The following is a 25,926-nucleotide window of genomic DNA, read 5'->3' as shown; positions in this document are numbered from 1 at the left end:
ATGTATAACATTGGTACGCTATTGAGTTTTCAAGCAACAAACCGCATTCTCAACCCTAGCCAGTGGAACTGGCCGGTGTTTCGTATCGGTCATTCTCAAGTTTTTGTGTCACCCGTTTGGGCAACTCGTCTAGTCTATCGCGTTTCTTTTCTGCGTGTCAACTCGGTGTTCCGTGTTGTGTCTCACAGTGGCTGTTGGCTGGATTATTACTTCAAAACCTCACTCCTACGAGCTGGGATTCATCAGTTCCGACCGGAGCCTGAATTCGCTATGTGACTAGGTGTTTTGTCGCTTGGCGGGCTTCCCCTGTGCCGTGGCGACTCGTAATACTCTACGCAGGTTCAAAACACTTCGCAAGTCGAAAATGACCCCAAAAGCCAACCACAGGCGTCCAAACCCCCATTTTCAACCCTGCAAAGCACCCCTACTGACAACATTCCACCTAGTCAAAGGTGGCTAGTGAGGCAGGTCTATGGCTCACATCTATGACCCACTACACCTAAAATTCTTTGAAAAACCTTCAAACCTCCCCCAAACGACCCTCCCTGACTCCTTTTCAAGGAATACTGCACCCTTCTCTACCCGTTATGCCAGGTGTACACAACCCCTATGTAGAGAAGGACATTCACCATGCCAGCCCTATCCCTGCTCGACTTTGCCCTGATTTTCCCGGGTGAGCGCCCCGCAGACAGCTTCAAACGCTCTGTAGCGCTAGCCCAGCATGCAGAGAAACTCGGCTACGAACGTATCTGGTACGCGGAGCACCACAACATGCAGCGCATTGCCTCAGCTGTCCCGGCAGTACTTATTGCCCACGTTGGTGCGCAGACCTCAACCATTCGATTGGGAGCTGGTGGCGTCATGCTGCCCAACCATTCCCCCCTCACCGTGGCAGAACAGTTCGGCACCCTGGCCGAAATGTACCCCGACCGCATCGACCTGGGTCTGGGCCGGGCGCCCGGCACCGACATGCGCACCCTCGCCGCCCTGCGCAGGGACCCGCAGGACGCAGAGAACTTCCCCCAGGACGTCCAGGAACTCGCAGGCTATCTGAGCGGGGACACCCGGGTGCCCGGCGTCCAGGCAACCCCGGGGGCAGGGACCGATGTGCCCCTCTACATTCTGGGCTCCTCCCTCTTCGGCGCTTCCCTCGCTGGCGCTCTGGGCCTGCCCTATGCCTTTGCCTCCCACTTCGCCCCCAATCACCTGGAACAGGCTATCGCGGTCTACCGCGAGCGCTTCACCCCCTCAGAGCAGCTAGAGCAGCCCTACGTGATCGCTGCGGCTAACGTGATTGCCGCCGAGACAGAAGAGGACGCCCGCGCCCAGCAGGTGATTGCGCACCGGCAGCGGGTGAAGTCCATGATGCGCCTAGATGACCGTGACCTGAGCGACGATGAGCTGGATATGCTGGTCGCTTCACCCCAGGGCCAGCAGATTCTGGACATGCTGCGTTACACCGCGGTAGGCACCTCGGAGCAGGTAGGTGACTACCTCACCCGCTTCGCTGATTCAGTACAGGCCGACGAGCTAATGATTTCTAACCTCTCCCCCAGCACGGAACAGGCCCACCGCGGCCTTGAGGTGCTGGCACAGGCCATGATTCAGAAGTAGGACGAGTTACTAACAAGACAAAGGTGGAACAGGCTCACAGCAAGCGTGAGCCTGTTCCACCTTTTATAAATAGCTATCCCTCTAGGAAGGCCAGGACCGCGCGGACGCGGCGGTTGCCGGTATCGGCGGGCAGGTCGAGCTTGTCGAAGATATTGCCCACGTGCTTGGCGACGGTGGCCGGGGATATGAAAAGTTCAGTTTCAATCTCTGCGTTTGACCGCCCCTGGGCCATGAGCCGTAGGATTTCTAGCTCGCGCGGGGAGAGCCTAGCCAGTTTGCCCTCGGTAGAGTGCACTGTCTGGCAGGGCTGGCGGGCGGACGCTCCCCCGCTGCTTCCTGCCCCGGGGTAGGAAGAGGGGGTGGGGGCGTCCGCGCCGGAAGGACCCGCCGGGGTACCGGGTAGATGCCCGGCTATCTGCCCGCTAGAGGTGCCGCCGAGGAGGTGCTGGACGACATCCGGGTCAATCACGGTGCCACCTGCTACCACGGTGTCGAGGGCGCGGGCGAATTCTTCGACGTCCCCCACCCTGTCTTTGAGCAGGTAGCCCAGCCCCGCCGCAGAGCGGGCAAAGAGCTCGCGGGCGTAGGCGGTGGTGATGTATTGGGAGAGCACCACAATCGGAAGCCCCGGGTAGGTCTCACGCAGCTGCAGGGCTGCCTTCAGACCGTCGGAGGTGTGGGTAGGAGGCATGCGCACATCGGTGATGACGGCGTCGACCCCCTCTCCCGCCATGGCGGCCTCAACGGCGGTGAGCAGGGTGGGGGCGTCCTCAACCTCTGCAAGCACGGAGTGCCCCAGCGCTCCTAGCACCATCGTCAGCCCCTGGCGGAGCAGGGCGGAATCTTCGGCGAGGATAATGCGCATGGGGCACCTTTCGTGAGGGCAACAGGTTCGCGGCGAAGCTGCTGGCTTTGGGGCTGGCATGAATCACTGTGTGAGCGCCAGCGAACCTAGTGAGAGGGTCGACAGCAAGCGCGAACCTGTGGCCCTCTATCTCTGATATGTTTCACGTGAAACGCTACAGGGTTGTTGAGCCCTTGGGTAGGGGCAGGGCCAGAGTCAGGCGGGTGGGACCACCGGCAGGGGAATCCACCTGCACCGTGCCACCCAGGGCGGCTGCGCGTTCTACCAGGCCGGCGAGGCCGGTGCCGCGGGCGGGGTCAGCACCGCCGATGCCATTGTCCTCGGCCGTGACCACCAGGGAGTCCCCCGCCACGAAGGCCGAGAGTGAGACGAACTGGGCCTGGGCGTGCTTGAGGGTGTTGGTCAGGGCCTCATTGACGGTGTAGTAGGCGGTGCGCTCGATATCCCGCGGTAGGCGGGCCGGGGCGTCGTAGGTCAGGTGGACCGGCAGGACGCTATGGCGCACCAGTTCTTCCAGGGCAGCTTTGAGGCCGTGGTCTTCGAGCACTGCCGGGTAGATGCCGCGGACGGTGTCGCGCAGGGTCTGCTGGGCGTGGGAAAGCTGGGTGCGGGCCTCGGTGACGTGGTTGAGCAGGGCTGCGGCGCGGGCGTCCTGGGTGTCGGCAGCCAGGTTCTTCGCTTCCATCTCGGCTAGGCCAAGGCGCAGGTTGAGGTTGACCAGTTCCTGCTGGACGCCATCGTGCAGGTTGCGTTCGATACGGCGGCGTTCGCCCTCGAAGGCATCGACGATAGTGGCGCGGGAGGCGGTCAGTCGGGCCAGTTCGCGTTCCTGTTCCTCGGGGCGGGAGGACAGGATCAGCTTGGAGAGGCTAGCGCCAGTGGCGGCCATCAGGCCGTTGACGTAGGCAAAGGTGATGAGCAGGACGGGGATAGCTACCAGGAAGACCCACCAGTACTGGGGAGTGACCTCAAAGATCTGACCGTTTGCGGGGAGAAGACCCTGGTTGATGTAGTAGTCCAGCTCCCCCTGGGAGTAGAAGGACAGGTACTGCCAGTCGAGGTAGAGCCTATTGCCGATCCCCAGGTAGTAGGCAACGGCGCCTGCGCCGCCAAGTGCCATGATTTGGAGGAAAAGGACGACGCCGGCAAGCCAGCCCCAGACGGTGGTCAGCGCCAGGGAGCCAACCTCGCGCCAGGTAGCAATCTCTTTGAGGCGGAAGAAGGCACCCTCAAAGAAACCGGCATTGGGGTAGTCAACATGGCCGTTGGCAATCACTCCGTGGCCGGTCTTTGCCAGGCGCCAGCGCTCATACACGCCGAAGCCGATCGCAACGAAGGGCAGAACCAGGAGCCCAATCAGCGAAGCCGTCAGGCCGGTCACCAGGGAGGCAACGATGCCCTGGGCTACCAGCACGGCAAACGCGATCCAGGGACCAGCAGTAAAAATGTAGAAGGGGTTAGCCATACGGCGCCACAAGCTCTTGACAGGCTTGGGCTGGTCGGCGGGTTCAGTATCAAAGGACGCCGGCGCTTGGCTCCCTGCCGCAGGTGCGGCAGGTGCGGCGTCGTGCAGGGTGTAATCGGTGCTTGTCATGCTTCTATTCTTTCGTTCCTAGCCACCGAGCACAGTGGGGTGGTCTCTACTCTTACTCCACCCGCACCCCAGCTGCCAGGTAGAGCTAGCTCTACCCCGGGCGTCCTGACCGCTTCTTCAACACCTTATCGGCACCCACCACTCCGCGCAGCAGCTGCGGATCAATCTCCACGCCCTCACGCACAATCGATAGCTGGCCGGTAGCCTCCAGCACCACGCACTGCACCTGACTCAGCTGCGAAATACCCGCCTTCCGCAGGGCCGCGTACACCTCTGCCGGGGCCAAATGCGAGCGCTTCAAATGACGCACCACAAATTTGCCGTGGGCCATAATCACCCTGGGCTTGTGATTGATGTGCCGGATGCCGGTCACCGACTGCACCGCACCAAAGATACTCTCCAGCAGCATGAGCGTGCCCAGCCCCACCATGCCCGACGCCAGCGTCGGCGGGTGCCCGATAATCACGCGGCCAGCCACCGCGCCAAACATAATGATGATGACCGCATCAAAACCGTTCCAGCCGCTCAGCACCCGCACCCCAAAGATACGCACCAGCACCAAAAATGTCAGGTAGATACCCACAGCAGAGAGCATCACAATCGGAATACGCCAGGGCTCAATCCCCAAATACTCAACTAGCGCAGGGCCCCACCCCTGCGGCGGCTCGAAGATATCCACCGGCCCTACCGATCAGAGAGAGCTGCAAGGCCGCGCTCACGGGCAGAATCAAACCAGCCGTTGAGGGCCGTAGCTGGTGGTGACCAGCAGGACGTCGGGGCGGCAGACGCGCGGAGTGAGGAAGCTGAGGAAGTCATAACACCAGGGTACCGCCGGGGTGGAAATGACAGAAGAAGCCCTACTCCGAGGGACGATTTTCTAAATACAAGTTCACAGAACTCGTTTGGCGAAGATACTCACCGAGCTCTGGAAGAAACATGAAAGCGAGCGTACCGATAGCATGGTGCGCCTCCGTAACCTCTTGTAGCCTTCGGCCGGTAAATAAAGGCTTGTGGTGCGCTGCACGGTTACGCACACCATTCACAAGAGCAAGAGCCCGGTCTACTTTCTTTCGATCTGTATTTAGAAGGAAAGGCTTCGTGGCACGCTCAGAGGGGCCATGCGGGTGCCGTGGCAGGGGGGTTGCGCCAGAGAATCTCGCCAACCATGGTGTCGAGACGGTCGGCGGTGTCCCACCAGCTTTTCTCTTCGATGAGATCGCGCAACCAGTCAATGTCTTCAGGTTCGAGGTAGCGGCGCAGGGCGTGTAGATAGTCCAGCGCGGCGTACTGGAACTCCCGTTCCGGGGCCTGCCAGCAAGCATCAACGAAGCTGCGGTCTATGCCCTGAGTCTTAGCTTCTACCCGGGCCTCTGCCAGCAGGGGTTTGATGAGTTCCCGGCGCTGCGGGGTTTTAATTCCCAGGAAGGGGAATTGATGTTTGCGAACAGGTCTTTTAGTCCACCCCATATAATTCAACATGTGGGGATATTATTCTACGCTTGATGAATTTCATCTGCAGATGGGGAATTTTGGGTAGACTAGGCGTATGGCAGCTCAGCACTCTACTACTTCCCGCTCGCCCCGTGGACGACGCAGCGGCGGCACCCGCTCCCGCGACGATATTCTGCGGGCAGCTACCGCCCTCTTTGCTGAACACGGGTTCGAGGGTACTTCTGTACGAGCTATCGCCGCACAAGCCCAGGTTGACCCCGCCCTCATTCGACATTTCTTTGGGTCAAAAGAAACCCTCTTCACAACCCTGCTCAGCGAGGCAACGGAGCTTTCAACCCGTCAAACCGCGCCACCCAGCAGCGGCGACCGGGCTACCGATCTTGTCGCGACCTACCTGCACCTGTGGGAATCACCCGAGACAGGGCCACTGCTTATAGGTCTAGTTCGTTCGGCTCTTGCGTCAGCCACGGGGGCACCCGCCATCAAGGAAGCTCTGGCGCGGCACCTTACCCAAAGCTGTGCCAACCCGCTGAAGCTTAGCCTTGATGAGGCGTCCGCGGAGCTCCTCAGCACCCACCTACTAGGGGTAGCGGTAGGACGCTACCTTCTGGGACTCCCCCACCTTGCCGCACTCAGCACCGATGAATTGGTTGAACGCACCGCACCGGCAGTCCGGAGCTACCTTGAGGGGAATTCTCACTCCCGTAAGACCCGGTCCGAGTCGAAAAAGAAGAGCCCCCAGGAGCAGCTGTCGCTGTTTGACGGTCTCTTCTAGCGAGAGGGCCGACTCCTGGGGGCTTATTTTTAGGCTGGGGCTAGAAGGTTTCAGTGCCGGTGTAAGAATCGTGCACCATGTTGGCAAAGCGCGAGTAGTGGCCCTGGAAGGCGACCGCGATAGTCTTGGTGGGGCCGTTACGGTGCTTAGCGACGATGACGTCCGCCTCGCCTGCGCGGGTTGATTCTTTCTCGTAGTAGTCCTCGCGGTGCAAGAGAATGACCATGTCAGCGTCCTGTTCAATCGAGTTATGAACGGTGATGCCGTTGGCGATGAAGTTGTGGTTCCCTAGCACGGTGGCGTCGAAGACCTCCTCTTCCCCCTCGTACTCGATAGAGGTGACGGTGTCCCAGAAAAGGTCATTGACCGCAAGCATGTCGAGCTCAGCGGCGTCAAGGACGCTAGCTACCTTTGCTAAACGAGAGCGGGACGGTGCGCTTTTATAGTAGGCCGAACCACAATACTTTGAACCCATAGCAGCTTGGAATTCACGATGCGTCATTCCCTTCTCAGACAGGATTTTCTTAACATCGTCCCACACCTGCACCGGAGCGGTATCAACGTTGGTGTTAGAGCGAACGCCTTCGGCAGTAATTGCCGCAAGCAGTTTCTCACAACTCTTAGCGCGTTCCCCGTAAACAGAGATTTCACGCAAGAAGCGGAGCTGTTCATCGCGTCCGGAGATATCGAGACTGTACCCCTGACGGTACTCGCCCTTAATGGTGGTACCGCGAACACGAGAGTTAATACCAAACCGCAGAAGCAGAAGAGACAGCTGGTCTAGCATGACACGAGAAGTTGAGACGTAGTAGATACGTCCTGAACGCCCGTTCTTATTTACGGTAACAGAGCCATCAGTTGCCCACAGGTGTCTAATAAAGAGGGCAATCTGCCGTTTAGGCAGGGCAAAAACCTGATCTGGAATAAATTTTTCCCACGACCGCTTATCGAAAAGACCTAAATCATCGAGCCATGCAGCGAGCGGGTTCCGCTTACCATGGGTTAGCTTCTCCGGCGAGCGCAGTCGTAAAGAAGTGCAGCGCGCAGCTTCGTGAGTATCCCTGACGCTTTCAATTCCGAACTGCTTGTATGCAGATTCAGCAACTGTAGAAAGGTTCTCTTCATCAATAGATGCATAACGAATTGGCTGTCGAGCTAAGGCAGATCCGTCACCAATCATGTGGGCCAGCAAAATGACCTGCTCGTCACTCCAGTGCGTCCGGGCAGACGGCCCGTTAACGTGGCGGGGTACGCCCAAACGATCGCCCACTGCAAGCTCGCCCAGCCCCTTCCAGCCTGTGTAGGTAAAGAAGGGGTGATTGGCGGTAGCGCGCAGGGTCTTACCCGAAGCCAGCGTTAGACGATAAACCGGTTTCACGCCCGTAGAAAAGACGTGAGTCAGGTGCCGCTCCACGAAACGCATATCGTCCCCCAAGGACCATACCGGGACGTCCTGAGCGCCCTGCTCAAAAAGCTCACCCATCGTTGTTTCAGCTCCCGTATCAGAGCGAAGCACACGAGTGTCGGCCGTCAGACAGCCGGACTCGCGAAGGTCCGACACCTGCGGCTTCTTGTCGGTACGCTGCTCAGAGCCACGGTTCAGCTGGGAGAGGGCAATCAGAGGCACCTCAAGCTCCTTAGCCATCAGCTTGAGAGCACGCGAGAACTCCGAAACTTCCTGCTGGCGCGACTCAACCTTCTTACCCGAGCTCATCAGCTGCAGGTAGTCCAGAACGATCAGCTTGAGGTTATTCTTCTGCTTCAGGCGGCGGGCCTTAGCGCGAATCTCCATCAGGGTCATGTTGGGTGAATCGTCAATAAAGAGCGGAGCAGAGTCCATCTTGCCCATGGCGGTAGCAATCTTGGCCCACTGGTCATCGTCCAGCTTGCCCTTACGCAAATCAGACAGATTAATGCCAGCCTCAGCCGACAAAATCTTCATAGCAATTTCGTTGCGGCCCATTTCCAGCGAGAAGAACACCGTGGTCATACCGTGCTTAATGGCAGCAGACCGGGCGATGTCTAGTGCAAACGTCGAATTATGGGTGGGTACAAAAGCACGAGAAGCCAAGAAAAGATGCTGCTCATTGTCCACCTCAATACAGCGCACCGGCACAGAATCAACAGGCTCCACAGCAACAATGTAGCGAGAGCTTCGCTTAGCGGTCGGACGAGAATCGCGGTCACGGTGCATTTGCTTCTTGCGAGACAGAGCAAAAACAGAATCCGAGGAAGAGAAGGTCAGCTTGTAGGCCGTCGATGTAGCCTCGCTACTGCCCTTGACCTTTTTCGTTGCCATACCCGTGCGGTACCCCAAAGAAAGCGCCAGCTCCTGGGTATCGTATGCCAGCTGGCGGTTCGTAACCGTGAACTGAATACACCCAGCGTTTGTAACGGTGCCATCGCTATCGAGCAACCCTGCCAGCAAAGCTCGGCGCTGCGCTTCAGAGGCCCGTAGGTACTGCATAGGAATGTGCTTATTATTCAGAACGCCCAGAGTGCGCAGCTGCCCCTGGAGACTACCGTTGGCCCGATGACATGAGAGGCACCGTAGGCCTGATGTGCACGAACCGCCACAATCAACACATGTTGCACGCGCATGGGGAGTAGCAACAGTCTTTCGCTTACCACCACATTCCCGAGAGCACGTAGTGACATTACGATCAGAATGAGTAAATGCCTTACCGCAGACGAGACAGTCGCTTGTACATGTACGAGTATCGGCTGGTAGATGCACCGAATAGGTAATGCCTTCTACCTGACGAACCGTGTAGCCATCAGCCTCAATACCGTGGAGAACTTCGTCGTCTGCGGTAGATACACGAGCTGCAGCAGACGCACCATCACCCAACCAAATTCCCAGAGTATAGGGGGCGACTAGCAGGTCAGCTTCGGGCAGCTGGAGCGGACGAGTGTTAGCAATGGAGTGGTTGGCTCGCTGGCCAGCCGTCACGCAGCGAACTGTCTCACGAATCTCAGCGGTGGTGCGCACCTGCGCACCCACGGACGTCCGCACACGCCCCCCGCCTGAACCTGCCAGAGCTGACGAGCGGGCTCGACGGGACGCGCGGGTTTCGGTGAGCCACTGGTGCTCGGCGTCCGCAATGATTTCGGTTCCGTCATCAAAAATGACCTTGAAGCAGGGACGCCCGGTCATCACGTCGGTAGCGTTCGTGACGGTTGTGGGGTGCCCGTCTGCCCCCAGAACGGTGTCGCCCACGCGGATATCGCCCATGGTGGTCCAGCCTGTGGGGGTGGGGATGGGGGTATCAAGGGCGAGCGCTTTCCCCATTGCCGGACGCGCCGCGATCACGATCATCTGCCCGGCCTGCAGGCCGGCGGTGAGCTCGTCGAATTCGATGAAGCCGGTGGGCACGCCGTGGATGCCGCCGTCGCGGGAGCCGTTGGCCTCAATCTCTTCGACCGTGCTGTTCATGGCCTCAGAGAGGGGAACGTAGTCTTCCTTGGTGTTATTGGCAGAAACCCCGTAAATCTCGGCCTGGGCGGCGTTGACCAGAGCCTCAGCCTCGCCGTCGCCGGAGTAGCCCAGCTGCACAATCTTGGTACCAGCCTCAACCAGGCGGCGGAGCATAGCGCGCTCAGCCACGATTTCGGCGTAGAAACCGGCGTTAGCAGCGGTGGGGACGCCCGCAATCAGGGAATGCAGGTAGGCTGCCCCGCCCACGCGGTTCAGCTCGCCGCGCTTGGTTAGCTCGTCGGCTACGGTGATGGCATCCGCTGGCTCGCCGTGCCCATAGAGGTGAATAATCGCCTCATAAATCATCTCGTGGGCGGGCTTGTAGAAGTCAGCCCCGCCGCCGATGACCTCAACAACGTCGGCAATGGCGTCCTTGGAGAGCATCATGCCACCCAGCACCGACTGTTCGGCGGTGTCGTCGTGCGGAGGTGTGCGAACGAACTCAGACTGGCTTTCAGACATGGCTACTCCCTAGACGGTTAAGGTGGTGAACTTCTATCATCTCACCTTTCGCGCCGGCACAGCATCAAAACTTCTTCACCTGGTCTGACAGGCTCTGGGTGCGAGCGCTTTGACCGTCTTGGTTTTCTTACAGTGTCAGCAGGGTGTAGGTGGCTTCACCCCATTCTCTGGCTCCGTTGATGTTCATGAATCCCAGGGGAACCAGCAGTAGGTGCAGGGTGGGCAGGGCGAGCAGGATGAACCCGAGGACGGTCAGGGTTTTGGTGCCGCCCTGCTGGTGGGCTGACGTGGATGCGGTAGACGGTGCTGGGTCAGAAGTGTGCATGGGGTGGTTTACCTCAGGTTCTGCAGGATGATGAGCCCGCCCCAGATGAGCCAGGCAGCTATACCCTGGGTGGGGGGGTGATACTCATGGGGCCTCCTCAAAACACACCCTTGTGTGATGTGCATAATATTATCAGGTGGCCTAGTAGAGATACAGATAGCCTTGAGTCACAGACAGAGAAGCGAAAGGACGCCGGTGGGCAAGAAAAAGCGCAAGGGCGGGCAGGTTGCCCGCGAGATGAAGCAGTTAAAGCGTGAGCTCAAGGGCCTGCGTAAGGAGCAGAAGAAGCTGCGGCACCAGGTAAAGAAGCTACATCGGAGCTTAGCTACTGCGAGCGCTGTGAGCGGTGAGACCGCCCAGGGTGGGGCTGTTCCTAGCGGTGCCGGGGCGGGATCCCCTACCCAGGGCCGCCCCAGTGGGGGCGGGGGCGTCCTGCCTCAATCTGCCTACCCTACCCCTATGGCGTCGGGCAAGTACCGGGGCGGGTATGCTCACTACCGGGTAACCGAGGTGGGGCATCTGACACCCACGGTGATGCGCGTGGTGGCTGAGCCTGCGGGCAAGCAGCGGCTGGATGCGCAGGGACTAACCGGCGAATACGTCTACCTGGTGACCGGCAAGCACGGTGAGGTTTTGGGGGCGCCGCGCTTTGAGAAAGGTAAGGCGCGTTGGGACCAGCCGATCACAAGCGCCAAGTACACGGTGCGGCGGTTCGATGAGCGCAGCGGGGCGGTTGAAATCAATATCATGCTGCACAAGCGCGGGGCTGGCACCACCTGGGCGCGCACGGTTGCGGCGGGTGATGATGCCCACTTCTTGGGGCCTAAGTCGGGGTACTTGATTAGTGATAGCTACGATTTTTACTTGCTCGCCGGGGACGAGAGCGGCCTGCCGGGCATGGCCCGTTGGGTGGAGTCCCTGCCGCCTCAGGCTCGCGGGGCGCTTTTTGTTGAGGTGCCCACGGACGCCTCCCGGCAGGTGATTGAGGCACCGGCAGGTTTTGAGGTGGTCTGGGTGGATTCTGCCCGACGCGGGGCACTGGCTGAGGCCGTGATGGCCTATCCCCTACCGGAAGGGTCAGTGTTTACCTGGCTGGCAGGTGAGTCCGGGGCGATTCACCCGTTGCGCATCTGGGCGCGGCGGGAGCTGGGCGTGCCCAAGGGACACGGCTATGCCAAGGGGTACTGGAAGAAGAAGTAGCTTGGGCACAGGGTGTCATCAAAAGAGACAAAATTTTAGGGTAACTTAAACAAAGATTTAGTCGCACCTAACAATGGAGTTTTACTGATGACACTCACCCGCGCCACCTTCCTCAAGATCACCGCAGCAAGTGCCCTCACCGGCGTCCTCTCTGCATGCTCAACAGGTTCAGGTGCATCCTCTTCAACATCAGAGGCTAGCGGCGGCAGCTACACCGTTGATCATGCCTTTGGCAGCACCACCTTCGATGCTGTGCCTGAAAAAATTGCTGTTGTTCAGCCCTGGAAAAACCCAGATACTCTTCTTGCCTTGGGCGTTATCCCCGCAGGTACTCCCTATGTGAGCTGGGGCGAGAATGCCAACCGCTCCACCGACTGGTTCGATGCCAAGCTCGCTGAGCTGGGCGGCGAAGAGCCCACCCGCTACGACGAGACCGACGGCCCCAATTACGAGGCTCTTGCCGCTCTAGAACCCGATGCTATTTTCTCGCCTTACGGCGATATGACCCAGGAGGTCTACGATAAGCTCTCAGGCATCGCCCCTGTAATTCCAGCTCCGGTGGGGGTGGGTGCCTATGAGACTAGCTGGCAGCAGTGTGTTGAGATGGCGGGCAAGATGCTGCAGCGGGAGGACGACGCCACCTCCCTGATCACAGAAGTTGAGGGGAAACTTGCAGAGGCGGTTGCACAGCACCCCATTCTGGACGGTGCAAGTTTCATCGCCGGCTACTTCGATACCGCCGCCAATACCTTTGGCGCCTACACGTCAGAGGACTCTCGCCCCCAATTCTTCGCTTCTCTCGGCATGGTGAATGCCCCCTACATTAGTGAGCATGAGGGTGAAACCGAGGGTGTCTATATGACTATTTCTTCTGAGGTTCTCGACCAGGTTGAGTGTGACGTAATCTGGGCGTGGGCCAACTCTGCTGAAGAAACAGAAGCCGTGCGCTCTAACGAGCTGTTTGCCCAGCTGCCCGCCCTTAAGAATGATGCGACAGTGTTTGAGACCGACAAGCAAAGGGGTCTAGCCCTTTCTGCCGCCTCACCGCTTTCAGTGCCGTGGGCTCTCAATGAGACCACCCTCCTTGCAGATTTGGCAGCAGCTGTAGAAAATACGCGCGCAGCTTCCTAGCGCAGGTGGGCGCTGGCGATGGTGGCCGCTAGTTCGTGGAGGTAAGGACGCGGGTTAGCCAGGGATTCTTCCAGGGTAGCTTGGGTGTCGCCCACGACCGAGTAGACAGCGGTGAAGCCGGCTTCGCGGGCTTGGTCGGGGGAGAGTTCGCTGATTCCGCAGACGGCAATGACCGGCAGGTTGCGGGCGGAGGCTTCTGCCGCAACCCCTGCCGGGCCCTTGCCCTGCAGGGTTTGTTCGTCGAATTTCCCTTCACCGGTGATGACGATATCTGCCTGTTCGAGGGCCCGGTGGAAGCCGGTGAGCTCGAAACAGATGTCAACGCCGGGGCGCATAGTAGCCCCGAGCACCGACAGGCAGGCAAAGCCCAGGCCACCGGCGGCACCTGCACCGGGTGCGGTGGCGAATGTTCCACGTGAAACATTGAGGGTTTCCTCTACCGCATCGGCTAGTTTTTGCAGGTTCTGGTCAAGCTGGGGAACCTGATCTTCGGTAGCTCCCTTCTGGGGCCCATAGACCGCGGCAGCGCCGGACGGGCCACACAGGGGGTTAGTCACGTCGCTTGCCATAATAATCTCTACCCCGGATAGGCGCGCATCAAGCCCGGCCATATCAACAGAAGCTAGCTGCCCTAATGCCCCGCCGCCGGGGGTAAGTTCGCGCCCTTCGGCGTCCTGAAGTGTCACACCGAGCGCCTGCATGAGCCCTGCTCCCCCGTCGGTGCTGGCCGACCCACCCAGGCCGACCACGAGCGTCCGCGCACCCGCGCCCACCGCGTGCAGAATCAGCTCACCGGTGCCGAAGGAGGTGGCCCGCCAGGTGTCTAGCTGGTCTTCGCGCAGGCGGGCGATACCGCCCGCTTCAGCGATTTCGAGGACGGCCGTGCGTTCAGTTGGCGAGTAGGCGTAGCGGGCGGTCACCGGCTGACCTGCAAAGGGGCCCGTGACGGTGCAGGTGACCTCGCTGTAGCCGGCGGCCAGGGCGGCGTCTACGGTGCCGTCACCGCCGTCCGCTATGGGGCAGGTGATAATCTCGCACCCCTCAGCACCCTCTAGCCCGGCGGCGAGTACCTCAGTGAGCTGCGCGCCGGTGAGCGTGCCCTTGAACTTATCGACAGCGATTAAAACCTTCATGGGTCTATTATGCGCCTGTCTCTCTAAGAGGTGACTTTCAGCCCCACAATACCTGCCACAATCATGAGCAGGAAGAGCACCTTAAGCAGGGAAACGGGCTCGGTACCGGTCACCATGGCATAGAGGACGGTGACGGTCGCCCCGATTCCCACCCATACAGCATAAGCGGTACCGGTAGGTAGCTCCCGCATGGCGTAGGCCAGGCCCACCATGCTGAGAACCAGACCCCCGATAAAGACCAAGGTGGGGGTCAAGCGGGTCAGACCCTCAGACTTACCCAGGGCCGTTGCCCAGACAGCTTCGAAGAGGCCAGAAATAATCAGAATAAGCCAGTGCATAAACACCCATTCTAGGTGCGCACTCGCACAGTTTAAAACGATGAGGCCGGGTCCCCCGACCCGGCCTCATCAATACACACACATTTACACATCGGGGCTAGGCCCATGCAAGAAACACACACTACTGCTTTCTTGAGATTCTCCAGGGCCACCCTGCGGGCGGCTGCTCTTTCGAACCTTGTACCTCTAGTATGGCGGAGCCTTCTTAAGCTCCTATATACCGTTCCTGTGTGCCAGCTGGGAATGTGGAGCGGCAGTCTGTCTAGGGTTCTTAGCTCATGTGCAGGGAAAAACGTGCACACACTCCAAGAAACCTAGGCAGCCCCCAGGCCGCGGGCGAAGCCTCTGCCCCTCAGCTAATTCAGCCCACCCTTACCGTAGGACATCCTGCGGTGCAGGGCCTCTAGCGGGCCGGGCTTGCCCGCCGCTTCAAGAACCACCGCCACAAGAACCGTCACCAACCACCCGGCAGTGCCAACCAGCAGGAGCACGAAGGCACCGGCATCCGCAAAAAGCCCCAAGGCAAAGCCACCGAAGACCACTAAGAAAATCACCGACTGCAGCACATAGCCAGTCATAGACCGCTTACCCAGGGCAATCAGGGGCCGAAGCGGGGCAGGGACGGGGGCGCCGGCGTCCGTACGCTCCTGAGCCCCGGTAAGTGCCAGCGCCAGCAGGGCAATAAAGCCCGGGCCACCCAGAACCCCCAGGGTCATCGTGAGCACCCCGAAAACACCGGTAGGCAGCACACCCAGGGCCTCAAGCCCGGCGGGGATACCAGTGCCCAGGGCAGCAACCAGGCCAACCCCGGCCAGCCACACCAGCACCCGGCGGTGACGCGCAGGGTCAGCCAGCACACCCTCACGTGCCAGCACAAACCCCAGAAGCATCAGCGGGAGCAACATAAAAGCCTGCAGGGGCGCGCTGAGGAGGCTGCCCAGCAGCACAATCAGGCCGTTGAGCAGTACCGACCAGTAGCTCGTTATGGGCAGTAGGCCGCCGCTGTTACCCCCGCTCAGAAGCTCCTGGAGCTGGCCAGCACCGAGCACCGCCTCAAGTAGGAGCACTCCGGCCAGAGCCACCAGGTTGGTCACGGCAAAAAGCGTACCGGCCACCCAGAGCAGAACCTTAGTACGCACCGCAATCAGGCAAGCCATGAATAGACCAATCAGGCCGTAAGCCAGCATGATGTCGCCCCAGAAAAGAAAGACCATGTGTAGGGCGCCAAAGATCGCCAGCATGCCGTAGCGGCGGGCAATCACTCCGCGGGCCTTAGGTAGCGGGTAGCCGCGCCTATAGAGACTGGCGGCAATCAGCCCCACACCAAAGCCCAGCAGGGTCGAGAACATGGGGAAGCCGCGGGCATGCACGAAGGAGGTGGTGAACATGATGGTCAGCTTGTCCCAGAGGCTCCCATCGACCACTCGGCCCGTTATCGAGGCCGGGCCACCGGCAAAAAGCACCCAGGCGGTGGCCACATTCGCCACCGCGATGCCCCAGAGCATCAGCCCGCGGGCTACATCGGGCACAAGCATACGGGGTGTGGGAAGAGTCTGAGGGGGCTGGTGCTGAGGGGTCTGGTGTGGGTGCTCCATTGCTACCTTTCGTGTGTGGGTCTTTGCTTCTACCCTAAAGAAAACGGAGCTAAGGCGCATCCGCCGGGCGGGTGAAAAACACCTTAAACACTGATGGCGAGACCCCCATACTGGTCTCGCCATCGGTGAGTGAAAACCGGGTTCAGCATTACCCGCTTTTCGAAGCACACACATTCGCTTCTTGTAGCCTTTCGAGCTGTTACATCTATATAACCGCACTAGGCTTGAACTGGGTTTTGAGTTGCCTGGGAGCAAGCTGGGTATTTTTGCGGACGCCCATGGGCACTTCCCGGAGCGCAGGCAGGCACTGGCCAGACCGGGGAACTTCTAGGAGAAGTAGCCAATCAAGAAGAACCAGAGCACCGGGTTAGCCAGCACAGACACCACCAGAATCACGATGAACCAGAGCGTGTGCCGGGCAAAGCGCAGCAGACCCACCAGGGCCAGCACAAAGGCCAGGGTAGCTGCCACAACAGAAATCGCCATGAACCCTAAAAAGGTCGCTAGAACCGTTGAGGGGGACCCTACGTTCACTATGAAAGCCAACACCAGCGTCAGTACCGCCACGCCCTCGGTAATCGCAGCTGCAATCAGGGTCTGGGTGCTCTGCGGGCGGCGGGTACGGACAGCAGGAGGTGTCGATTGTAAAGCCATACCCTCTAGCATGCCAGACTCCCCTGTGAAAACCGCAAGCCCACCACACGCAGAACGCCCCGCTCCCCCACCAAGGGGGAACGGGGCGTCCTCATGCTGCTAGAAACCTAGCGAATAATCCTCAAAGGAATTACTCGGCTACAACGTCCAGCTCAACGTTAGCTACAACGTCTTCGTGCAGACGCACGGAAACGGTGTAAACGCCGGTGCGCTTGATAGCGGAACCGAGGTTGATTGCACGCTTGTCGACGGAGCCTGCACCTGATGCCTCAATGGCGTCAGCAACGTGCTCAGCCTTGACGGTGCCGAAGAGGCGGCCGTCAGCACCAGCCTTGTGAGCAACAACAACGGGCTTTGCTGCCAGAGCAGCTGCGGTTGCCTTTGCCTCTTCGAGGTTAGCCTTGGCGCGAGCAGCGCGTGCTGCGCGGATGGACTCAACCTGCTTTTCGCCGCCTACAGTCCAGGTGACTGCGAAGCCGCGGGGCAGCAGGTAGTTACGTGCGTAGCCGTCCTTTACGGTGACGACGTCGCCAGCGGCACCGAGACCGGTGACTTCCTGAGTAAGAATGATCTTAGCCATGTTCTTCTACTCTCCTATCGATTTAGCGGCCAGCGCCTGAGTAGGGCAGCAGTGCAACTTCGCGGGCGTTCTTGATTGCCTGAGCGATCTTGCGCTGTTCCTGAACGGTCACGCCGGTGACGCGACGTGCACGGATCTTGCCGCGGTCGGAGATGAACTTACGCAGAAGTGCGACGTCCTTGTAGTCGATTACGGTGACGTCAGCAGCCTTCAGGGGATTCTGCTTGGGTTTGGGCTTGCGGATTTCAGCCTTAGCCATCGTGGTGCTCCTTTTTCTGGTGGGAGCCCGCGGGATAAACCGCGGGATGGATGAATATTTTGTCTTGGTTCAAAGAAGGACGCTGGACGCCCCTTCCCTTCTGCCGTGCAGGCGGTGCCTGCCCTGGGTTTAGAAGGGGGGTTCGTCGTCTGTGCCGGATCCCCAGTCGTAGTTGCCACCGGACTGCTGGCCCCAGGGGTCAGCAGCGGGTGCCTGCTGGGCAGGTGCGGCCTGGGGGGCTGCTGCGGGTGCGGCAGGGGCAGCGTTGAAGTTGCCCTGCTGTGCGCCGCCGGTGTTGCCACCGTAGCCGCCCTGGTTGCCGTAACCTGCGCCGCCGCCGTAACCACCCTGGCCACCGGCGTTGAAACCGTTGCCCTGCTGGTTGCCGTAGCCGCCGCCGAAGCCCTGGTCGCCACCGAAGTTGCCACCTGAGCGCTGGTTGCGGGATACATTAGCGGAGGCGAAGCGGAGTGAGGGACCGATTTCTTCGATCTCTAGCTCCATGCTGGTGCGGCGTTCGCCTTCTTTGGTTTCATACGAGCGAGACTTCAGACGGCCCTGCGCGATGACGCGCATGCCCTTCTTCAGGGTCTCGGCGACGTTCTCGGCAGCTTCACGCCAGACGCTGGCGCGCAGGAAGAGGGTCTCGCCTTCTTTCCATTCGCCGGACGCGCGGTCGAAGTTGCGGGGAGTCGAAGCGATCGTGAAGTTAGCTACCGCCGCACCGTTGGGGGTGAAGCGAAGCTCAGGATCGCCGGTCAGGTTACCGATGACGGTAATGACGGTATCGCCAGCCATGTGATGCCTCCAGTCGTAATAAGAGTAAGTATTTGAAGTTTTGCACGGGGGTCTGACATTTTAGTGAACAGGGCCCCGTCTCAAACATTTACTTGGAGGAGATCTGCTGATCTTCCGGGCGGATGATCTTGGTGCGCATGACGGATTCGTTCAGGTTCAGAACGCGGTCCAGTTCAGCTGCAGTCTCGGGGGTTGAGGTGAAGTTAACGACGGCGTAGATGCCTTCGGACTTCTTCTGAATCTCGTAAGCGAGCTTACGGCGGCCCCAGATGTCCATGTTGTCAACGGTGCCGTTGTCCTTGGTGACAACTTCGAGGAACTTGGTGAGGGTGGGCTCTACAGCCTTGTCCTCTACCTCGGGGTTGAGGATAACCATCAGTTCGTATGCACGCATGATTAAACCCCTCCTTTGGGCTAAGCGGCTATGGGATTTCCATAGCAGGAGATTACGTACGGCCTGGCCGGTCTCAGGTGTTGGCCGAGTGCCAGCACAGACTTGACCAACTTTACCGCAGGACGCCCGGTTTGGGCAGGGGTGGCGCGGTTAAAGCGGTGTTGTTCACAGCACCATTAGTAGATGCGGCGGTTAGCGAGGGCGTTGAGGTAGCCAACGCGTACGGGGATGGTGAAGAGATCCCAGATCATGACGATAACCAGAGGGATGTAGAAGATCCAGCCAATGAAGGGCACGGCCGCGGTGATGCCACCCGCGATGAGGTTACCCACGATGTAGAAGATACCCATGAAGGGCTGGCGCAGGTAGAACTTGTGGGCCCCGAGCCACCAGAGGAAGAAGAAAAGCAGGTAGGCCACCAGGGTGGATTTGGCCTGCACGATGTAGACCGGCTGGCCCTGCGCAAAGGAGCGGGCGCGGCCGGGGTTGTTGATGTAGGTGGGCTGGTAGTGCTGGGGCTGTTCGGGCATGGTCTCCTGCCTTTAGGGGGTGGTCTCGAGTGAGGCCACAAATTTTTGGAGGGTGGATTTGGCGGCGTCTTCGCTGTTGATGGCTTGGCGCAGCTGGGCTTCACTTTCTTCGCTACCGCCGAGGCCCACGCTGATGTCAGCTTGGGCTCCATCTGAGACTACCTCAGCGTTGATATAGAAGGGGATGATTTCTCGTTGGGCTTTACCGTCGGCAAGGTAGGTGACTTCAAAGGTGGCCTGGCGGTAGCGGGAGGCCCGCCAGATTCGGGGGTCGGTACGGTCTGGCACCAGGTAGAAGGCGGGGCGGTCGGTGAGCTCCCAGGAGACATTGCTGATGGTGGCGGTGGAGTCTTCGCCGTGCAGGAGGGATGTGGGGCACCCTGCGATGTCCAGGCGGCGGGCGCTTTCACAGCGTTCTAACCAGGAGGTGATGAGGTTGTTGGTTTCGTTCCACATGCGGGGAGAGGGGCGCACATCGAGGGTGAGCTCTTGGGTAGCATGCCCCTGACCGGGCAGGGGTGCAGTGATCACGTGGTCAGCATGGTTGAGGGTGTAGTAGGAGCTGCTCGGCAGGGTGAAATCGTAGGTGCCAGGCAGGGTGGGGATAGTCCACTGGTAGCCGGCCTCTGTTTCTGTACGGCGCGTAACGGGAAGGTCAAGGGACTGGCCGTTGACCTGCACCCCAGCGAGCGCTACCGGCGCGGTGAGGGTGAGGTAAGACTGGGCGGGGGTGGCAAGTTGCCAGCTGTCGTTGAAGGGCCCGGTGCGGGGTATCTGGGTCAGTGGCAGGGCGAGCTGGTGGTCTTGCCCCGCGACCGTGGCGAGGACGCTGGCTGTTACCTGCCCGGCGGCGTCCTTGCTGGTACCGGTGATGGTGTAGTTTTCTATGCGCCCCTGGGCGGCGCGGTAGATGGAGTTGGTGAGATAGGTGTAGGTGAAGTCGCTGTAGGCGCCGCGGTCGATGCCGGCGATGTAGTCGCCGCGTTCGAGGGCGCTCATGTAGTGGTCAACGCTGTCTTCGGGGGTGTGGGTGAGAGAGAGGTAGTTACCCACAGCGGCGACCAGTATGGCGAGCAGGGTGACGAAGAGGGTGGTGAGGGTGAGACGGACGCGGACGGTGTGGGCGTCCTTGCGGGTCAGAACGCCGGCAGCGCGCCCGGAGAACTCCCCGACCTGGCCAGGGATTCGGCTTACTCGCTGGATGGAGGTGGTGAAGGTGTCGCGCACAGCCTCGGGGCGGGCATGGGAGACGGCACGAGCCAGCCACTGTTCGCCGTCCTTTTTCTTGCGCTCAACCATGGCTCTATTGTAAAGCTAAACAATAAGGGTGGTGTTTTCTTCTCTGCTAGAGAGAAGAAAACACCACCCTATCTTTCTGAGGGGCTAGCCAGTTTTAGCCGCGGGTATCAGTGAGAGTAAACCGCAGGTAACCCAGCAGAGCGGGCACAGCAGCCCAGAGGGCAAACCAGGCACCGCCTTCCAGGTAACTGATGTCGGCGTCTGAACTCAGGTCGTAGGTGAGAATAACGCGGCCCAGGCCCGAGGGCAGGTAGTTGTAGGCGTCCGCTACCCATTCGAATTGACCCATGAAGATATTGGCAATGATGGGCAGCACGAAGAGCAGGAAGACCACCATGACGATGCCACCAGCGTTATTGCGGAAGAGGGCGCCGAAGCCGTAGCCCATCCAGGTCATAAACATGAAGTAAAGACCCACTGCCGCCCAGTTGAGCACCAGCCCGTCGGTGAATTCCAGGGTGTCTCGGATAGTTGAATCAAGCACGGGGTAGCCGGCAGCATAAGCCAGGGCAGCCAGTACAAAGCCCAGTACGAAACCATAGACGCTCAGAACCAGTAGCTTGGCGATGTAAAGCGACGAACGGCGGGGAACAACGGTTAGACTAGTATGTATAGACCGAGTGGCATATTCAGCCCCAATAAATACAGCTGCAACAGCGGCAATGAGCATATTGGCCAGATCAACACCCGAAGTGCCCAGGGCATATGCCATATTGGTCATAGATTCGATGCCGGCATTCGTCTGAGCCATACCCTCAGAGGCCTGAGCCATCATCTCAGCGTTCTCTGCCATAGAGTTCAACACGAGGGAGTACAGCGGGGCCATACCCACCATCACCACAGCCAGAATCAGGGTCATGGCCCAGTTGGTGGTGAGGGTTCGGAACTTCAGCACCTCAGAGCGCAGCACACCCCAGAAGGTCAGCTTGCGGTCGGCAAAACGGGAGTGGTTGACCTGCGCGGACGCGGGAGAAACAGATGCGGTGGTCATGGTTAGTTCTCCTGTGCTGAGGTTGAGTACCAAGGGGCTGCCGGGGCGGTAGCACCAGCCGGAGGCTGAGAGCTGGTGGGGGCGTCCGCACCGCCGTCGGACTGAGAGGTAGCGAAGCTAGCCGAGGTGTATTCCACGTCGTCGCGGGTCATATTCATATAGACCTGCTCCAGGGTGGACTTCTGCGGGGTGAGCTCATGTAGCAGCACGCCGACCCCCTGGGCCAGGCGGGCCAGGTCGCGAGCATCCGTCTGTTCCACCATCAGACCGTCCGTTTCAAGGGCGGTGAAGGGGTGGCCGGCTTCGTTCAGGGCGGTAGCGAAGGTATCGCGGGCGTCGGTGCGCACGAGAACCTTATTTTCATCGCCGATTTTCAGGAAGTCTTCCATGGAGCAGTTGGCCAGCAGACGGCCACGGCCAATCACGATGAGGTCGTCTGCAGTCTGGGACATCTCACTCATCAGGTGGGAGGAAATGAGCACGGCGCGGCCCTCAGAAGCCAGGTGGCGGGCCAGGTTACGCACCCAGATAACGCCCTCGGGGTCAAGGCCGTTGACGGGTTCATCGAGAATGATGTTCTGGGGATCCCCCAGCAGGGCGGCTGCGATGCCCATGCGCTGGCCCATACCCAGAGAGAAGCCCTTGACCTTCTTCTTTGAGACAGCGGCCAAGCCGGTCATCTCGATAACCTCATCAACACGGGATTTCGGGATACCGTGCGTCAGCGCCAGCGAGCGCAGGTGGGCTGCCCCGTTACGCCCGGGGTGCATGGCTTTGGCGTCGAGGAGGGCGCCGACAGAGGTGAGCGGGCTTTTGAGGGAGCGGTAAGGCTGGCCGTCGACCAGGGCGCTGCCCTTGGAGGGCTTTTCTAGCCCCACCAGCATGCGCATGGTAGTTGATTTACCGGCGCCGTTGGGGCCGAGGAAGCCGGTGACTCGGCCGTTGGGCACGGTGAAGCTGACGTCATTGACGGCCGTTTTTGGGCCGTAGTTTTTGGTGAGGTTTCTGACCTCGAGCATGGGTCTCCCCTTGTTGTGCGTGACGGTATCACTTTTAACACTAGGGGGTTAGGCCGAAGAAAACATCAGCCTGAGAGGTGAGTTCTTCATACTTCCTCAGTATGAAAGCCAGTCTCGCCATCCACTACTTTTTCCTCTAGCCCATTTGGATTAGGTGTGTAGGTAGGACGCATAGACCTGCCCAGAGTGCCGATGCAAAAGTTCCTACAATGAACTTTTCAGCGAGACTGCTCTTTGCGCGAATCTCAGGGTAACGAGCCAGCCCCTTAACTGCTACCACCGCTGCTAAAAGTGCTGGCTGTGCAAAGACGAGCAGCGCGGCGATGGTTAAGCGCTCAAAGATTCCAATCCAGTGCCCACCGGCTAACAGAGCACTCTCATGTGTTTTCGGCGAACTCAGCGTTCCTTCAATCTGTAGCTGTTCACCTTCCGGTGTTGTTATCGACCCGTGCAGTTGCTTCGAATCGTCAGAGCCAGTGGAGAGTTCAGATTCACGGTTTGCGATACGGTTTAGCAAAGTTGCTAGAGGAAGACTTCCGCCACACGCTGCGGCCCAAACAGCACACACGGTCAGTACCCCAATTTCCTGATAAGAATTTATATACCCATAGAGGCTTACCACGAGTACGGTGACCATGAGTGCTGCTTGAAGAATAAGCAGGAAGCCCGCTCCTGGCATTCTGTTGAGAGCGGGTTGCAAGCTGGGCAGAATGCCCGCCAGACCCACAACCGCTAGGGCACAGGCCAAAAAGATGCTCATACAGCTCCCTCATCGTTGAGTTTCGCTACCGCAGGATCTCTACCAGTTCGTCTATCAGGGCTCGTGTTTCAGACCAGTAGCCCTCGCTGAGCCGCTGGCTCACGGCAGACTGACTTATCCCAAGTTTTTCAGCTATTTGTTTCTGAGACAACCCCTGACGAGCTATTTCTCCTGCCTGCTGGCGGGTTTCTTGCCGGTCTATTTCAAGACGGGCGAGCAAGCTCAGGGCTCTATCAACCAGCTGAGCTACCGCTACAGACCCAGCGAAGCAGCAGCGTCCTTTTGTTTTTTTAGCCCGCTCAACCGCTCTGCGGGCATACTCAAAGGCAGGCCCTGCCCCTGCCCGAGTTTCTGCAGGTAGCGGGACGTTTGCCGGCCCCTCCCCTATGCCCACATACCAGTGACCGGTACGCACCAGGGCAAGAGCGGTTACAAGCGCAGCAGCTGGGTCATCGAACACCGCTTGGGCTTCATCGCCTGCGGTGCGCTGGAATGGACGGAGTGGGGCGCCACCGCTCTCTAGCCCATCAACAAGGGCAAAGAGGTCGGGGATTCGATCTTTATCAGCGGAGGATCCCACCTGGTCAACAGTCAGAACAAACATAAGATAAGCATATAGACTTATATATTCATATATAAGGCTATATGCTTATACCCAGGTTTCTGGACTTACTTTTTACTCCACTCCAGCAGGCGGGCCGTCGCTTCTTCTTTGCCCAGGGCGCCTTCGTCCAGGCGCAGGTTGAGCAGGAACTTGTAGGCCTGCCCCACCCGAGGGCCGGGCTTGATACCCAGAATCGCCATGATTTCTTCACCGTCCAAATCGGGGCGGATAGCGTCCAGCTCCTCCTGCTCGGCCAGCTCTGCGATGCGACGCTCTAGGTCGTCATAGGCGGACGCGATGCGGTTGGCCTTGCGCTTGTTGCGGGTGGTGACGTCCGCCCGGGTCAGCCGGTGCAGGCGCTCCAGCAGGTCCCCGGCGTCACGTACGTAGCGGCGCACCGCAGAATCTGACCAGCCGGCGTCCCCGTAGCCATAGAAGCGCATGTGGAGCTCTACCAGGCGGGCAACGGCCTTGATGGTGTCGTTATCGAAGCGCAGTTCGCGCATGCGCTTCTTGGTGAGCTTAGCCCCCACCACGTCGTGGTGCAGGAAGCTCACAGCCCCGTTGCTCTCGAACTTGCGGGTGGCGGGCTTACCGATATCGTGCATGAGGGCGGCAAAGCGCAGGATGAAGTCGGGGCCGGGCACAGCTCCGTCCGCGTCGGTTTCGAGGGCGGCAGCCTGCTCCATGACGGTCAGAGAGTGATGGTAGACGTCCTTGTGGCGGTGGTGCTCGTCGACCTCCAGCTTGAGCGCCGGGATTTCGGGCAAAACAAAGGACGCCAGCCCCGACTCCACAAGCAGGTCAACACCGCGGCGGGGGGCGGTACCGCAGATGAGCTTGACCAGCTCATCACGCACGCGCTCAGCAGAAATAATCTGAATGCGGTCGGCCATATCGACCATGGCCTCAAAAACCTCGGGAGCCAGGTCAATATCCAGGCGGGAGGCGAAGCGGGCAGCGCGCATCATGCGCAGCGGGTCGTCAGAAAAGGACGCCTGCGGGGTGCCGGGGGTGCGAATAATGCCCTTCTGCAAATCCTCCTGGCCCCCAAAGGGGTCAACCAGTTCAAGAGAGGGCAGGCGCAGGGCCATCGAGTTGATGGTGAAGTCGCGGCGGAAGAGATCTTCCTTCAAATCTGTACCGAAGGCAACGACCGGCTTACGGGAATCAGGGTCGTACTTTTCAGCACGGTAGGTGGTGATTTCAACCATCTCATTGCCCTTGCGGATGCCGATGGTGCCGTACTCCTTGCCAATCTCCCAGGTAGCGTCGGCCCAGCCGTCCACCACAGCCAGGGTTTCATCGGGAGTGGCGTTGGTAGTGAAGTCCAAATCTACCGAGGTTTCCCCCAAAAACAGGTCACGGACGGGCCCGCCCACCAGGGCCAGCTCGAAGCCAGCGCGGGCAAATAACTCGCCCGCCTCAAGTGCTACCGGGTGAATGAGGGAAGTATCAAAAACATGCGCCATAACCCTTCAATCGTGCCAGCAAACCGCATAAGTTACCACTTACACCCTTAACTTTTAAAACATCACCCCTCTCTATCGGTTAAGGTAGAGACATGACTTTTCCTATTCCCCGGGCACCAAAGAAGCGGGCTTTCACGCCCGTTGCTGCCATGCCCACGGTTGAGGAGGTCTCTGCAGGCGGCGTCATCGTCAACTTTGACGACCGCAACCTACCCGTTGCCATCATCGCCCGCATCAACCGTGGCGGGCGTCTGGAATGGTGCCTGCCCAAGGGCCACCCCGAGGGGGACGAGTCCAAGGCGGCCGCTGCGGCCCGCGAAATTGAAGAAGAAACCGGCATCTCTGGCGATGTGATTACCTCGCTGGGGTCCATTGACTACTGGTTCAACGTTTCGGGGCACCGCGTGCATAAGACGGTTCACCACTTCTTGTTCTCCGCAACCGGTGGCGAGCTCACCACCGAGAACGACCCTGACCACGAGGCGGTTGACGTCGCCTGGGTCAATATTGACGATTTGGGGCGTAGGCTCTCGTTCCCCAATGAGCGGCGCATCGCTGAGATTGCCCGTGAGTACATCATTCACCAGCTCTCCTAGCTGACTGA

The 25,926-nt window shown here is 59.6% G+C and carries 27 protein-coding genes; 6 read left to right on the top strand and 21 right to left on the bottom strand.

Annotated features, from left to right (window positions below; all coding sequences use genetic code 11):
- Both VSX42_RS08495 and VSX42_RS08490 read left to right on the top strand, forming a co-directional pair.
- Positions 1-276, top strand: a 276-nt coding sequence (locus VSX42_RS08495; RefSeq protein ID WP_326503871.1) for a hypothetical protein, incomplete at its 5' end; no start/stop codon positions are given.
- A 354-nt stretch (positions 277-630) separates the two neighbouring features.
- Positions 631-1,614: an LLM class flavin-dependent oxidoreductase gene (locus VSX42_RS08490; protein ID WP_326503870.1), complete on the top strand. Its 984-nt coding sequence runs from the start codon at positions 631-633 to the stop codon at positions 1,612-1,614.
- A 73-nt stretch (positions 1,615-1,687) separates the two neighbouring features.
- On the opposite strand, the gene VSX42_RS08485 is transcribed toward VSX42_RS08490, so the two are convergent.
- The 4 genes from VSX42_RS08485 to VSX42_RS08470 form a co-directional block, all read right to left on the bottom strand.
- Entirely contained in the window at positions 1,688-2,479 is a 792-nt protein-coding gene (locus VSX42_RS08485; RefSeq protein WP_326503869.1) for a response regulator transcription factor, read from the bottom strand.
- A gap of 154 nt (positions 2,480-2,633) precedes the next feature.
- On the bottom strand, positions 2,634-4,073 hold the full coding sequence (locus VSX42_RS08480) for a sensor histidine kinase (RefSeq protein WP_326503868.1): 1,440 nt from the start codon (positions 4,071-4,073) through the stop codon (positions 2,634-2,636).
- A 91-nt stretch (positions 4,074-4,164) separates the two neighbouring features.
- Positions 4,165-4,701 carry a DUF421 domain-containing protein gene (locus VSX42_RS08475; RefSeq protein ID WP_326503867.1) on the bottom strand — a complete coding sequence of 179 codons (537 nt, stop codon included), beginning with the start codon at positions 4,699-4,701 and terminating at the stop codon, positions 4,165-4,167.
- Positions 4,702-5,180: 479 nt separating this feature from the next.
- Positions 5,181-5,552: a DNA alkylation repair protein gene (locus tag VSX42_RS08470; RefSeq protein ID WP_326503866.1), complete on the bottom strand. Its 372-nt coding sequence runs from the start codon at positions 5,550-5,552 to the stop codon at positions 5,181-5,183.
- A gap of 67 nt (positions 5,553-5,619) precedes the next feature.
- On the opposite strand from VSX42_RS08470, the gene VSX42_RS08465 reads away from it, so the two are divergent.
- Positions 5,620-6,300 (top strand): TetR/AcrR family transcriptional regulator, encoded by a 681-nt coding sequence (locus tag VSX42_RS08465; protein WP_326503865.1) that lies wholly within the window; start codon positions 5,620-5,622, stop codon positions 6,298-6,300.
- Positions 6,301-6,340: 40 nt separating this feature from the next.
- Here VSX42_RS08465 and VSX42_RS08460 read toward each other — a convergent pair whose 3' ends face one another.
- Both VSX42_RS08460 and VSX42_RS08455 read right to left on the bottom strand, forming a co-directional pair.
- Entirely contained in the window at positions 6,341-10,240 is a 3,900-nt protein-coding gene (locus VSX42_RS08460; protein ID WP_326503864.1) for a replicative DNA helicase, read from the bottom strand.
- A 127-nt stretch (positions 10,241-10,367) separates the two neighbouring features.
- A complete protein-coding gene (locus tag VSX42_RS08455; RefSeq protein WP_326503863.1) occupies positions 10,368-10,565 on the bottom strand; it encodes a hypothetical protein in 198 nt (65 codons plus the stop codon).
- A 195-nt stretch (positions 10,566-10,760) separates the two neighbouring features.
- On the opposite strand from VSX42_RS08455, the gene VSX42_RS08450 reads away from it, so the two are divergent.
- Together VSX42_RS08450 and VSX42_RS08445 are read left to right on the top strand one after the other, a co-directional pair.
- Positions 10,761-11,765 (top strand): SIP domain-containing protein, encoded by a 1,005-nt coding sequence (locus tag VSX42_RS08450; RefSeq protein ID WP_326503862.1) that lies wholly within the window; start codon positions 10,761-10,763, stop codon positions 11,763-11,765.
- Between the two features lie 87 nt (positions 11,766-11,852).
- Positions 11,853-12,896 (top strand): ABC transporter substrate-binding protein, encoded by a 1,044-nt coding sequence (locus VSX42_RS08445; protein WP_326503861.1) that lies wholly within the window; start codon positions 11,853-11,855, stop codon positions 12,894-12,896.
- Here the strand turns inward: VSX42_RS08445 and VSX42_RS08440 are convergent.
- The 15 genes from VSX42_RS08440 to VSX42_RS08370 form a co-directional block, all read right to left on the bottom strand.
- Positions 12,893-14,029 (bottom strand): glycerate kinase, encoded by a 1,137-nt coding sequence (locus tag VSX42_RS08440; protein WP_326503860.1) that lies wholly within the window; start codon positions 14,027-14,029, stop codon positions 12,893-12,895. The two genes, VSX42_RS08445 and VSX42_RS08440, sit on opposite strands and share 4 nt — an antisense overlap.
- 23 nt (positions 14,030-14,052) lie before the next feature.
- The gene (locus VSX42_RS08435) at positions 14,053-14,367 is read right to left on the bottom strand and encodes a multidrug efflux SMR transporter (protein ID WP_326503859.1); all 315 of its coding nucleotides are present in this window, start codon (positions 14,365-14,367) and stop codon (positions 14,053-14,055) included.
- 356 nt (positions 14,368-14,723) lie between these two features.
- Positions 14,724-15,962, bottom strand: coding sequence for a DUF418 domain-containing protein (locus VSX42_RS08430; protein ID WP_326503858.1), 1,239 nt, complete (start codon positions 15,960-15,962; stop codon positions 14,724-14,726).
- Positions 15,963-16,289: 327 nt separating this feature from the next.
- A complete protein-coding gene (locus VSX42_RS08425) occupies positions 16,290-16,616 on the bottom strand; it encodes a hypothetical protein (RefSeq protein WP_326503857.1) in 327 nt (108 codons plus the stop codon).
- A gap of 130 nt (positions 16,617-16,746) precedes the next feature.
- Complete coding sequence (gene rplI, locus VSX42_RS08420) at positions 16,747-17,196, bottom strand: 50S ribosomal protein L9 (protein WP_237187011.1); 450 nt, start codon at positions 17,194-17,196, stop codon at positions 16,747-16,749.
- A 22-nt stretch (positions 17,197-17,218) separates the two neighbouring features.
- A complete protein-coding gene (gene rpsR, locus VSX42_RS08415; RefSeq protein ID WP_004005948.1) occupies positions 17,219-17,455 on the bottom strand; it encodes a 30S ribosomal protein S18 in 237 nt (78 codons plus the stop codon).
- Positions 17,456-17,584: 129 nt separating this feature from the next.
- Positions 17,585-18,253, bottom strand: a complete 669-nt coding sequence (locus VSX42_RS08410; RefSeq protein ID WP_326503856.1) for a single-stranded DNA-binding protein — start codon at positions 18,251-18,253, stop codon at positions 17,585-17,587.
- An 88-nt stretch (positions 18,254-18,341) separates the two neighbouring features.
- Complete coding sequence (gene rpsF, locus VSX42_RS08405) at positions 18,342-18,647, bottom strand: 30S ribosomal protein S6 (RefSeq protein ID WP_135011322.1); 306 nt, start codon at positions 18,645-18,647, stop codon at positions 18,342-18,344.
- 176 nt (positions 18,648-18,823) lie between these two features.
- Entirely contained in the window at positions 18,824-19,177 is a 354-nt protein-coding gene (locus VSX42_RS08400; RefSeq protein WP_326503855.1) for a TM2 domain-containing protein, read from the bottom strand.
- A gap of 12 nt (positions 19,178-19,189) precedes the next feature.
- Positions 19,190-20,476: a hypothetical protein gene (locus VSX42_RS08395; RefSeq protein ID WP_326503854.1), complete on the bottom strand. Its 1,287-nt coding sequence runs from the start codon at positions 20,474-20,476 to the stop codon at positions 19,190-19,192.
- A 94-nt stretch (positions 20,477-20,570) separates the two neighbouring features.
- Entirely contained in the window at positions 20,571-21,467 is an 897-nt protein-coding gene (locus tag VSX42_RS08390; protein WP_326503853.1) for an ABC transporter permease subunit, read from the bottom strand.
- A gap of 2 nt (positions 21,468-21,469) precedes the next feature.
- Entirely contained in the window at positions 21,470-22,486 is a 1,017-nt protein-coding gene (locus VSX42_RS08385; RefSeq protein ID WP_326503852.1) for an ABC transporter ATP-binding protein, read from the bottom strand.
- Between the two features lie 136 nt (positions 22,487-22,622).
- Positions 22,623-23,246: a hypothetical protein gene (locus VSX42_RS08380; protein WP_326503851.1), complete on the bottom strand. Its 624-nt coding sequence runs from the start codon at positions 23,244-23,246 to the stop codon at positions 22,623-22,625.
- A gap of 25 nt (positions 23,247-23,271) precedes the next feature.
- Positions 23,272-23,850 carry a helix-turn-helix domain-containing protein gene (locus tag VSX42_RS08375; protein WP_326503850.1) on the bottom strand — a complete coding sequence of 193 codons (579 nt, stop codon included), beginning with the start codon at positions 23,848-23,850 and terminating at the stop codon, positions 23,272-23,274.
- Positions 23,851-23,915: 65 nt separating this feature from the next.
- On the bottom strand, positions 23,916-25,322 hold the full coding sequence (locus VSX42_RS08370; protein WP_326503849.1) for a CCA tRNA nucleotidyltransferase: 1,407 nt from the start codon (positions 25,320-25,322) through the stop codon (positions 23,916-23,918).
- Between the two features lie 92 nt (positions 25,323-25,414).
- On the opposite strand from VSX42_RS08370, the gene VSX42_RS08365 reads away from it, so the two are divergent.
- Positions 25,415-25,918: an NUDIX domain-containing protein gene (locus VSX42_RS08365; protein WP_135011314.1), complete on the top strand. Its 504-nt coding sequence runs from the start codon at positions 25,415-25,417 to the stop codon at positions 25,916-25,918.
- The last annotated feature ends 8 nt before the right edge of the window (positions 25,919-25,926 follow it).

The sequence above is a fragment of the Rothia nasimurium genome (assembly GCF_035916755.1).
In the GTDB taxonomy this organism is placed as follows: Bacteria; Actinomycetota; Actinomycetes; order Actinomycetales; family Micrococcaceae; genus Rothia.
This window is presented reverse-complemented; position numbering and strand designations above follow the sequence as displayed.

What these genes read in the sequence shown, in the direction of transcription:
- VSX42_RS08490 (WP_326503870.1), top strand. Translation starts at nt 631, where the DNA reads ATGCCAGCCCTATCCCTGCTCGACTTTGCCCTGATTTTCCCGGGTGAG.
- VSX42_RS08485 (WP_326503869.1), bottom strand. Translation starts at nt 2,479, where the DNA reads ATGCGCATTATCCTCGCCGAAGATTCCGCCCTGCTCCGCCAGGGGCTG.
- VSX42_RS08480 (WP_326503868.1), bottom strand. Translation starts at nt 4,073, where the DNA reads ATGACAAGCACCGATTACACCCTGCACGACGCCGCACCTGCCGCACCT.
- VSX42_RS08470 (WP_326503866.1), bottom strand. Translation starts at nt 5,552, where the DNA reads ATGTTGAATTATATGGGGTGGACTAAAAGACCTGTTCGCAAACATCAA.
- VSX42_RS08465 (WP_326503865.1), top strand. Translation starts at nt 5,620, where the DNA reads ATGGCAGCTCAGCACTCTACTACTTCCCGCTCGCCCCGTGGACGACGC.
- VSX42_RS08460 (WP_326503864.1), bottom strand. Translation starts at nt 10,240, where the DNA reads ATGTCTGAAAGCCAGTCTGAGTTCGTTCGCACACCTCCGCACGACGAC.
- VSX42_RS08455 (WP_326503863.1), bottom strand. Translation starts at nt 10,565, where the DNA reads ATGCACACTTCTGACCCAGCACCGTCTACCGCATCCACGTCAGCCCAC.
- VSX42_RS08445 (WP_326503861.1), top strand. Translation starts at nt 11,853, where the DNA reads ATGACACTCACCCGCGCCACCTTCCTCAAGATCACCGCAGCAAGTGCC.
- VSX42_RS08440 (WP_326503860.1), bottom strand. Translation starts at nt 14,029, where the DNA reads ATGAAGGTTTTAATCGCTGTCGATAAGTTCAAGGGCACGCTCACCGGC.
- VSX42_RS08435 (WP_326503859.1), bottom strand. Translation starts at nt 14,367, where the DNA reads ATGCACTGGCTTATTCTGATTATTTCTGGCCTCTTCGAAGCTGTCTGG.
- VSX42_RS08430 (WP_326503858.1), bottom strand. Translation starts at nt 15,962, where the DNA reads ATGGAGCACCCACACCAGACCCCTCAGCACCAGCCCCCTCAGACTCTT.
- VSX42_RS08425 (WP_326503857.1), bottom strand. Translation starts at nt 16,616, where the DNA reads ATGGCTTTACAATCGACACCTCCTGCTGTCCGTACCCGCCGCCCGCAG.
- rplI (WP_237187011.1), bottom strand. Translation starts at nt 17,196, where the DNA reads ATGGCTAAGATCATTCTTACTCAGGAAGTCACCGGTCTCGGTGCCGCT.
- rpsR (WP_004005948.1), bottom strand. Translation starts at nt 17,455, where the DNA reads ATGGCTAAGGCTGAAATCCGCAAGCCCAAACCCAAGCAGAATCCCCTG.
- VSX42_RS08410 (WP_326503856.1), bottom strand. Translation starts at nt 18,253, where the DNA reads ATGGCTGGCGATACCGTCATTACCGTCATCGGTAACCTGACCGGCGAT.
- rpsF (WP_135011322.1), bottom strand. Translation starts at nt 18,647, where the DNA reads ATGCGTGCATACGAACTGATGGTTATCCTCAACCCCGAGGTAGAGGAC.
- VSX42_RS08400 (WP_326503855.1), bottom strand. Translation starts at nt 19,177, where the DNA reads ATGCCCGAACAGCCCCAGCACTACCAGCCCACCTACATCAACAACCCC.
- VSX42_RS08395 (WP_326503854.1), bottom strand. Translation starts at nt 20,476, where the DNA reads ATGGTTGAGCGCAAGAAAAAGGACGGCGAACAGTGGCTGGCTCGTGCC.
- VSX42_RS08390 (WP_326503853.1), bottom strand. Translation starts at nt 21,467, where the DNA reads ATGACCACCGCATCTGTTTCTCCCGCGTCCGCGCAGGTCAACCACTCC.
- VSX42_RS08385 (WP_326503852.1), bottom strand. Translation starts at nt 22,486, where the DNA reads ATGCTCGAGGTCAGAAACCTCACCAAAAACTACGGCCCAAAAACGGCC.
- VSX42_RS08380 (WP_326503851.1), bottom strand. Translation starts at nt 23,246, where the DNA reads ATGAGCATCTTTTTGGCCTGTGCCCTAGCGGTTGTGGGTCTGGCGGGC.
- VSX42_RS08375 (WP_326503850.1), bottom strand. Translation starts at nt 23,850, where the DNA reads ATGTTTGTTCTGACTGTTGACCAGGTGGGATCCTCCGCTGATAAAGAT.
- VSX42_RS08370 (WP_326503849.1), bottom strand. Translation starts at nt 25,322, where the DNA reads ATGGCGCATGTTTTTGATACTTCCCTCATTCACCCGGTAGCACTTGAG.
- VSX42_RS08365 (WP_135011314.1), top strand. Translation starts at nt 25,415, where the DNA reads ATGACTTTTCCTATTCCCCGGGCACCAAAGAAGCGGGCTTTCACGCCC.